Genomic DNA, 8,943 nt, shown 5'->3' with positions numbered 1-8,943 from the left:
CAGGCGACGCGTTTTTTGGTTACTTTTTGTCGCTCGGACAAAAAGTGACTCGCCGGCTACGCCGGCGAAACAGCCCACGCCCGCCAAGCACGACAACCAACCTCCGTGCCCCCCAACCACTTAAAACACCCTAACCAAACAACTCCTCCCCCACCGTCGGATGCAACTGCACCGTAGTCTGCAGATGAGATTCGCGAACGCCCAGCCGCAACGCCACCGCCAGCGTCTGCACGATCTCGGGCGCGGCGTCGTCCATCAGGTGCGCACCCAGCACGCGCCCGCTGCGCGCGTTCAGCACCAGCTTGAACATCGACTGGTGGGACGTGCCGGCAAAACGGTTTTCCAGCGAGACAAAGCGCTTGACCACGGTGCGGATGCGCTCGGGCTTGCCGGCGGCTTCGATCGCCTGGGCCTCGGTCAGGCCCACCGCGCCGATGGCCGGCTCGCAGAACACCGCGGTGGGCACGAAGTCGAAATCGGCGCGTTCGCCGCGCCGGCCGTACAGGCGGTCGGCCAGCCAGCGGCCCTGCGCGGTGGCCACCGGTGTCAGGTGCAGGCCGTCGATGGCGTCGCCCAGCGCGTAGATGCCACGCACGTTGCTGCGGAACTGGCGGTCTACACGGATGCCGCCCTTGTCGCCAAAGGCCACGCCAGCCGCCTCTAGGCCGAAGCCCTGCACGTTGGAAATACGCCCGATCGCCGCCAGCGCGGCCTGCGCGCGCACGGCCTCGGTCTGGCCGGGGCGGTCGGTGGGGCGGTAGCAGACTTCCAGCGCGCCGTTGGCCTGGCTCAGCAGGTGCACCCTGGCGTTCAGGTGCAGGCGCACGCCGCGCGCGGTCAGTGCATCGGCCAGTGACCTGGAGATGTCGTGGTCAAAGTGGGGCAGCAGCCGGTCCCCGGCAACGATCAGGTCTACCTTGACGCCGTAGCGCGACAGGATCGAGGCCTGCTCCACGCCGATGTAGCCGCCGCCGATGACCGCGATCGAACCCGGCAGGCTCTGCCAGCTGAAGACATCGTCGGAGCTGGCGGCGAGGCCGCCGCCGGGCACGTCGAGCGCGCGCGGGCGCGCGCCGGTGGCAACCAGGATGCGGCGCGCATGGATGGTCTCGTCGCCGACGCGCACTTCATCGGGGCCGGTGACCAGTGCGTCGCCGCGCAGTATTTCCACGCCGGATTCGTGCAGGCGCTGGGTGTAGCCCGCATTCAGCCGCGCGACTTCGGCGTTGACGCGCACGATGGCGTCGCGCCAGTCCTCATGCCCGCCGGTGTGCGACAGGCAGCCCGACAGGATGGCCGACCAGGCGGCGCCGTACGACAGCATCTTCTTGGGCACGCAGCCGCGGTTGACGCAGGTGCCGCCGATGGCATCGCGCTCGACCAGGATCACGCGTGCGCCGTGCGCGGCGGCGCGCCGCGCGCAGGCCACGCCGCCCGAGCCGCCGCCGATCACCACCAGGTCTGCCTTGCGCACCTTGTCGTTGCGCCGCGTGCGGCCGTTGCGCACGCGCGGCACCTGCTCCACCGGCGGCGCCGCGCTGACCTCTCGGGCGCGCCGCGGTTCCTTGGCTCCCGGCGTTCCGGAGAGGGTTGTCTGGCGCTTAGTCATCCATGCCTCCTGTCGCGGCACGCGGGCCGCATCGACAACAATCAGGCCAGCGCCAGCAAACGAAAAACTAGGCAGCGGGCCGCAGTTCGGTATTCAGGATTGACGGCCACTCGCGCAGGAAAGTTTCCCCGTCGCGGCGGCCCAGCTCGTAGGCGTGCGTCATGGCATCGGGCCGGGTGTAGTCCCAGCTCGAGATCGGCACGCGCTGCGAGGGCTGCAGGTACAGGCGGCGCTGGCCGCCTTGCTCAAGAACGAAACGGCGCGGGCGCGGGTACAGCCTTGTCACCAGCACCAGCACATTGCCCGGCGTGGCATCGAGCGCGTCCACGGGCACGTTGTCGACCAGCCCGCCGTCCAGCACCGGGCGGCCGCCGCGGCGCAGCACCGGCGTGAACGGCGGCGTGGAGGCCGACTGCAGCAGCAGGTCGGCCAGTTGCTCGGGCGAAGCGCAGTCCTGCGCGCGCACGAACTCCGGCCGGAAGCCCAGCTTGCGCCCCAGCCGCGGGTGCAGCGTCTTGAGCACATGCTTGTCGATGTTGTACGCCAGCAGCCCCGCCGCCACCGCCAGGCGCGGGCCGCTCCAGCGCGGGATATGCGCCACGCCGATGCGGATCTCCGGCGCCTGCTGCAGGTGCGAGAGGCGCCCGTCGGCGAAGATCGTCAGCAGCGCGGTGCGGTAGATGCCGTAATGCGGGAACACGCGCTCATTGCGCAGCAGGTTGCCCCAGTAGGCATTGCGGCGGTTGTTGGCCAGCACCTCGCGGTAGTAGTCCATGGTCTGGTGCGAGTCGTGCGCATAGACCATGCACGCCGTCGCCGCGCCGGCCGAGATCGCGGCGATCACGCGCGGGCGCAGCTCCAGTGCCGGCGCGACCGTGTCCCACCAGCCCGCCTGCCACCAGCAGCGGTTGCCGCCGCCGGCAAAGACGATCTGGTCGAAGGGATTGGCGTAGCCGGAGGTCACGGAGATTCAGCGTGAATCAGAGCAGGGCATACGTGGTGGTGGCCTGCACCGCCAGCTTGCCGTCTGCGCCAGTCAGCTCGATCTCGCCGAACACCACGGTCTTGCCCAGCCGCAGCACGTTGGCGCGCACCAGCACGTCTCCGTCGATCACGGGGCGCATGAAGTTGGTGGTGAGCGAGACCGTGGTCATCGGGCGGAAGGCGCCCAGCGCGCTGGCCACGGCGACAATCATGGCGGTATCGGCGGCGGACATCAGCACCTGGCCGCAGACCACGCCGCCCGCATGGCGGAACGATTCGCTGAACGGCAGGCGCAGCGTGACGCCCTGGGCATCGACGGCTTCGGCGCGCAGGCCGAGCTGGCGCACCCATGGCGCCAGCACGCGCTCCAGCGTGGCGTCGATATCGGTGAGGCTGAATTGCGGTGCGGCTTCGGACATGACGCTCCTGGTTCTGGCTGGCCGCACCGTAGCCGTCCTGTGGCGGACCGCTACTCTGTCTCCTCCGGCGCGACGCGATGTTTGAGGCAATGATACAGGGGGCCGGTGGCCAGCACCACGAAGGCCATCCGGATCACGTGGAACGCGGTCACCAGCGGCACCCCCACCTCCAGCACCTTGGCGGTGATACACATCTCGGCAATACCGCCCGGCGTGGTGCCCAGGATCACCGTCGCCGGGTGCGCGCCCGACAGCGCCGACAGCCCCCAGCCCACCAGCGCCGATACCACCAGCGCCATCACGGTGTAGAGCGCCACGCCCGACAGGAAGCGCGGCGCGGTATGGAGGAACTCGCGCGAGAAGCGCACCCCCAGCGAGACCCCGATCAGCAGCTGGCCGGCACGGCTCATCCAGGTGGGGATGGCCGACAGTTCAATCCCGGAAGCGGTCAGCACCGCCGCGGCCAGCAGCGTGCCGATCACGAACGGGTTGGGCATGTTCAGCCGCTTCACCAGCAGCGCCACGCCCAGCGTGATGGCGACCAGCGCCAGCAGCCCCGGCGCGCTGACCACGCGCGGGCCGGGGATATAGGGGTCGAGCCCGTGGATGCCGCCGTACTGGAAGATCGCCGGCACGGTCACCACCACCATCAGCACCCGCAGCGAATGCGCGGCCGCCACCTGGTCGATGCGCGCGCCGTTGCGCTCGGCCAGGTTGGCCATCTCCGAGGCGCCGCCGATGGCGGTGGAAAAAAACGCGGTCTTGAAGGCCACGCCGGTGGTCCGCCGCAGCAGCAGCGCGCCGCCCGCGCCCAGCACTAGCGCGAACAGCGAGCCGGCGACGATGTAGGGCAGGAACTCCACCAGCCGCGCCACCACGTCAGGCGTGAAATAAAGCCCGAGCGATGCGCCAATCACCCACTGGCCCGCATTGCGCGCCTGCGACGGCGCCCGCAGGTCGGCCCCGGCCATGCGCGCGGCCGCCACGGACAGCAACGGGCCGATCATCCACGGCAGCGGGGTATGCAGCGCGGTGCAGAGCAGGGCGGCGGCCAGCCCGAGTGCCAGCGTGGGCAGCGCGGATAGCCAGGGGTTGGAGAAGAGACGCATGTGACAGCGGCCTGGCGCGGGAGCGCCGGCGGCTTGTTGTTCTGGAACACGGACGACAAAAGACAAGAGGCCCGCGCGCCGTTGGCGTGCGGGCCTCGCAAAGCTTACCGCAAGATCGCGCGCATCATGCCGCGTTGTCGGCCTGCGCGTGCGCCGAGGTGCGGGTCGCGTGCCAGCGCAACAGGCGCGGGATCACCACCACCGCCACGGTCAGCGCCAGGATGGTGGCCGAGATCGGCTGGCGCAGGAACAGCGTCCAGTCGCCCTGGCCGATCGACAGCGCATTGCGCAGCTGCTTCTCGGCCATCGGCCCCAGGATCATGCCGACGATCACCGGCGCGGTGGGAAAGTCGAAGCGGCGCATCACCATGCCCAGCAGGCCGACCACGAACAGCAGCAGCAGGTCGAACCACGACTGGCGGATGCCGTAGGCGCCCAGGCCCGCGAAGATCAGGATGCCGCCGTACAGCAGCGGCGTGGGCACGCGCAGCATGCGCACCCACAGGCCGATCGCCGGCAGGTTCAGCACCAGCAGCATCACGTTGCCGATATACAGCGATGCCAGCAGGCCCCACACCAGGTCGCCCGAGGTCTGGAACAGCATCGGGCCCGGCTGCAGGTTGTAGTTCTGGAACGCGGCCAGCAGGATCGCGGTGGTGTTCGAGGTCGGGATGCCCAGCGTCAGCAGGGGGGCCAGCGTCGCGGTCACGGCGGCGTTGTTGGCCGCTTCGGGGCCGGCCACGCCTTCAATCGCGCCGACCTTGCCGAACTCTTCCTTGTGGTCCGACAGCTTCTTCTCGGTGGCATACGACAGGAAGGTCGGGATCTCGGCGCCGCCGGCGGGGATCAGCCCGAACGGGAAGCCGATGACGGTGCCGCGGATCCACGCCGGGATCGAGCGCTTCCAGTCCGACTTGTTCATGTGGACCGAGCTGAGCTTGTTGAACGTGCCCACCGGCTGCGGGAAGAACGCGTTGAACAGCGCCTCGCCCACGGCGAAGAGGCCTACCGCCACCACCACGATGTCGATGCCGTCGTACAGCTCCTGCACGTTCATCGAATAGCGGGTCTGGCCCGACAGCGAATCCATGCCGATCAGGCCGATGCCCAGGCCCAGGAACAATGCGGTCATGCCGCGCAGCAGCGACGAGCCCAGCACGGCGGAGACCGTGGTGAAGGCCAGCAGCATGATCATGAAGTACTCGCCCGGGCCGAACTGCAGTGCCACGTCCGCCGCCACCGGCGCGAACATCGACAGCAGCACGGTGGCGATGGTGCCGGCCACGAACGAGCCGATCGCCGCGGTGGCCAGCGCCGGGCCGGCGCGCCCGTTCTTGGCCATCAGGTTGCCTTCCATGGCCGTGACCATGGTGGAGGACTCGCCTGGGGTGTTCATCAGGATCGAGGTGGTCGAGCCGCCGTACATCGCGCCGTAGTAGATGCCGGCAAACATGATCAGCGCCGCGGTCGGTTCCACCTTGGCGGTCAGCGGCAGCAGCATCGCCACCGTCAGCGCGGGGCCGATGCCCGGCAGCACGCCGATGGCGGTGCCAAGGAAGCAGCCCACCAGGGCCCACATCAGGTTGATCGGCGTGATGGCCACGGCAAAGCCGTGCATCAGCTGGTTCAGGGTATCCATTCGAAGACTCCTTGCTGGACGGGCGGGCGGGCTCAGAAGCCGGCGATGGGCAGCAGCGGCAAGTTGATGCCGAGCAGAAACTCAAACAGCGCCCACATCGGCACCGTGATGCACAGGCCGATCAGCGCGTCGCGCACGATGCGGCGGCTGCCGTAGCCACGCGCCACGCACACCATCAGCAGCGTGGAAGCGAACACGAAGCCAAGCGTGCCGATCAGCGCCATGTTCAGCACCAGGCCCGCGGCCACCCACAGGAAGCCGCCGAAGTTGTGCGGCGCGCTGGGCAGCTCGGCATCTTCTTCCGGCATGTTGCGGAAGCCGCCGCGCACGCCTTGCCAGGTCAGCAGCGCGCCGCACACGGCCAGGCCGATAGCCACCAGCGTGGGCACGAAGCGCGGCGACAGGCCGGCGTAGCCCTCTTCGCCGGAAATGCCGGACAGCCCGAGGAAGTAGAACAGCGAGAGCGCCAGCACGGCAATGCCGATGGCGAGGTGCGAGGGTTTCATGGAGACTCCTTTTTCGCCAGCACGGGGGCGCTGGCGTCCGCGACGCTGGCTGGGTTGCCCGCGCGGCAGCAGGGCCCGGCGACATATGATTTTTTTGTCTGGTATCGCAGGTGGACACCGGGCCCTGCGCCGTGTTCCTGCCGCCGGGCTCAGCCCGGCGGTGTTGGCAGGCACGACAGGTAAAGCAGCTTGAAGCGATAGTGCGGTATTGCAGGCAGCCCTTACTTGGCCACGCCCAGTTCACGCAGCGAGCCGCCCAGGCGGGCCGATTCGCTGTCGACGAACTTGCCGAACTCGTCGCCGGTCAGCAGGAACGGGGTCCAGTCATTCTTCTGCAGCGTGTCCTTCCAGGCCTTGCTCTCGGTGGCCTTGACCACGGCGTCGATCATGGCCTTGCGCTGCTCGGCGCTGATGCCGGGCGCGCCGTACACGCCGCGCCAGTTGTAGATCTCGACATTGATGCCTTGCTCCTTGAGCGTCGGGATATCGGCGACGCGGTCCTTGGAGGTCACCGCCAGCGCGCGCATCTTGCCGCTCTTGATGAAGGGCAGGAACTCGGACACGCCGGCAATGCCCACCGTCACGTGGCCGCCCATGATCGAGGCCGAGGCTTCGCCGCCGCCCTGGAAGGGCACGTAGTTGATCTTCTTCGGATCGACGCCCGTTTCCTTGGCGATCAGGCCGGCCAGGATGTGGTCGATCGAACCCTTGGAGCCGCCGCCCCAGCTGACGCTGCCCGGGTTGGCCTTGAGCTGCGTGGCCAGGTCCTTGACCGACTTGATCGGCGAGCTGGCCGGCACGGTGATGACCATGGTGTCGGCGAACAGGCGCGCGATCGGGGTGGCGTTCTTCAGCGTGACCGGCGGATGGTTGGTCTCGATCGCGCCCACCATCACCGCGCCCACCACCATCAGCGCATTGGGGTTGCCCTTGTCGGTATTGACGAACTGCGTCAGCGCGATGGTGCCGCCGGCGCCGCCCTTGTTGTCGTACGAGGCGGTCTTGGCCGTGCCCGCGGCAATCATCGCGGCGCCCAGCGAGCGGCCGGTCTGGTCAAAGCCGCCGCCGGGGTTGGCGCCGATCATGACCTTGATGCTGTCCAGCGCAAAGGCCGGCGCGGCGGCGAAGGTGGCGGCAACGGCGGCCGATGCCATCACGGCATGGGCCAGGCGGGAATAGGTGCGGCGCATAGCGGTCTCCTGGTTGTACCGGTGATCGCATGCCACGAAGCTGGCAGCCGCGATCCGACCCGGGGTTCCGGCAGCCACTGCGTTGCGGGACGGGAAATGGGCCCGGCACGCCCGAAAGCGCGATGCCGGTGCTTGTCTCCTGTCCGGCGCGGCAAGGCACGGCCGGGACTGTTCTTGGACTTTTGGTGAACGTCTGACCGGAACTACCGGTCATGGGGCGGATTCTAGGCGGGGAAAACTGTCAAAAGGCTGTCAAATGGGGGAAGAAAGGGTCGGGGTTTACGTGGATGGCGCCTAAGCATGCCGCCTGTTTTCTCCCTTCTCCCGCTTGCGGGGAGAGGGAGAACACCTTGCTGAGGCAAGCTCGGGCGGTCTTGGCGCACCCAACAGCGCGTGCCTTGTCGTCGTGGTGGGTAACTTATCCCGCCGGCGTCGCCTGCAGGCAGGGATCCTTCCGCTCAACCCCCGGCACCACTACCGCCATGTCGAACTCGCCATCGGCCGGCTGGTTTTCCACATAGCCTATGCTGACCACCTGGCCCGCCTCGGCCTGCAGCCAGCGCGGCACGCCGATGTCGCGCCGCACGTGGCCGTTGCCGGCGATCAGCACCACGCCGCGCTGCGCGTAGGGGCGCAGCATCTGCGCCATCACCGCATCGCGCGCGGCCTGCGCCGCCAGCATCCCGGGCAGCATGGCCTTGGGGAAATTGCCGCAGTGCCCCCGGTCAAGCACCGCCGTCTGCGCGGCCACGAGGTCGTCGGGCAGCGCACCGGACAGGCCCAGTTGCCGGCGCTCGCCGGCCGTGAACAGGCTGTCCAGTCCACCGCGCACGATCTTGCCGGCGTCGGCGCGCGACAGGTTGGCCGCCGCCAGTGGCAGGTCGTACTGCAGCGCCAGCGCCACCACCGGCCGGTACAGCGGCCATTGCCAGGCACCGCCGCCGGCCTGGGCGATCAGGTAGTCGGCATCGCGCGGGCGCTCGCGGCGGGCGCGCTCGATATCGGCCTGGCGCTCGCGGTCGAACTGCTCCATGGCGATGGCCGGGCGCCAGCCTTGCTCGACGGCACGCGTCAGCGCGGCCAGGCGCTGCTGCTGCGCGGCGGCGTTGTCGTGGACCTCGCCCAGCAGCACGTAGGACTTGCCGGCGAAGGCGGCGCTGACCGCCTCGGGCGCCGGGCGGGTGGCGGCGCAGCCGGTGGCCAGCACAGCGACAGCCGCGGCCAGCATGCCGGCACGCATGTTGGCGACAGGCAAACGGAATGACCCGGGGCGCGGCAAGCCTCGTCCTTCAGGGCGAGGAAGGATACGCGGACGCCGAAGGCGTCCATTACGGCCGTTAGTGTGGCGTCTGCTGTTGTTCAATGTACTGGCGGATGATCTCAATGGGGGCGCCGCCACAGCTTCCAGCAAAGTAGGACGGCGACCATAGCGCACTGCCCCACAGCTTGCGCCGAATGCTGGGGTAGTTTTTCTTGCGTATCACGCG

9 protein-coding genes are annotated in these 8,943 nt (G+C 68.8%); all 9 read right to left on the bottom strand.

Annotated elements, in window-relative coordinates:
- Positions 1–130 precede the first annotated feature (130 nt).
- Positions 131–1,609, bottom strand: coding sequence for an NAD(P)/FAD-dependent oxidoreductase (locus tag A3A5_RS0107875; RefSeq protein ID WP_026200562.1), 1,479 nt, complete (start codon positions 1,607–1,609; stop codon positions 131–133).
- A 67-nt stretch (positions 1,610–1,676) separates the two neighbouring features.
- Positions 1,677–2,573, bottom strand: a complete 897-nt coding sequence (locus tag A3A5_RS0107870; protein WP_018310059.1) for a patatin-like phospholipase family protein — start codon at positions 2,571–2,573, stop codon at positions 1,677–1,679.
- A 16-nt stretch (positions 2,574–2,589) separates the two neighbouring features.
- Positions 2,590–3,012 (bottom strand): PaaI family thioesterase, encoded by a 423-nt coding sequence (locus A3A5_RS0107865; protein ID WP_018310058.1) that lies wholly within the window; start codon positions 3,010–3,012, stop codon positions 2,590–2,592.
- A 50-nt stretch (positions 3,013–3,062) separates the two neighbouring features.
- Positions 3,063–4,121, bottom strand: a complete 1,059-nt coding sequence (locus A3A5_RS0107860) for an AbrB family transcriptional regulator (protein ID WP_018310057.1) — start codon at positions 4,119–4,121, stop codon at positions 3,063–3,065.
- 124 nt (positions 4,122–4,245) lie between these two features.
- A complete protein-coding gene (locus tag A3A5_RS0107855) occupies positions 4,246–5,760 on the bottom strand; it encodes a tripartite tricarboxylate transporter permease (RefSeq protein ID WP_018310056.1) in 1,515 nt (504 codons plus the stop codon).
- A gap of 32 nt (positions 5,761–5,792) precedes the next feature.
- Complete coding sequence (locus A3A5_RS0107850; protein WP_018310055.1) at positions 5,793–6,266, bottom strand: tripartite tricarboxylate transporter TctB family protein; 474 nt, start codon at positions 6,264–6,266, stop codon at positions 5,793–5,795.
- Between the two features lie 221 nt (positions 6,267–6,487).
- Positions 6,488–7,456 carry a tripartite tricarboxylate transporter substrate binding protein gene (locus tag A3A5_RS0107845; protein WP_018310054.1) on the bottom strand — a complete coding sequence of 323 codons (969 nt, stop codon included), beginning with the start codon at positions 7,454–7,456 and terminating at the stop codon, positions 6,488–6,490.
- Positions 7,457–7,874: 418 nt separating this feature from the next.
- On the bottom strand, positions 7,875–8,696 hold the full coding sequence (locus A3A5_RS0107840) for a ChaN family lipoprotein (RefSeq protein WP_026200561.1): 822 nt from the start codon (positions 8,694–8,696) through the stop codon (positions 7,875–7,877).
- Between the two features lie 97 nt (positions 8,697–8,793).
- A partial coding sequence (locus A3A5_RS0107830) for a transposase (RefSeq protein ID WP_018310052.1) occupies positions 8,794–8,943 on the bottom strand: 150 nt, incomplete at its 5' end.

Origin of the sequence: Cupriavidus sp. UYPR2.512 (assembly GCF_000379565.1) — a bacterium.
In the GTDB taxonomy this organism is placed as follows: Bacteria; Pseudomonadota; Gammaproteobacteria; order Burkholderiales; family Burkholderiaceae; genus Cupriavidus.
This window is presented reverse-complemented; position numbering and strand designations above follow the sequence as displayed.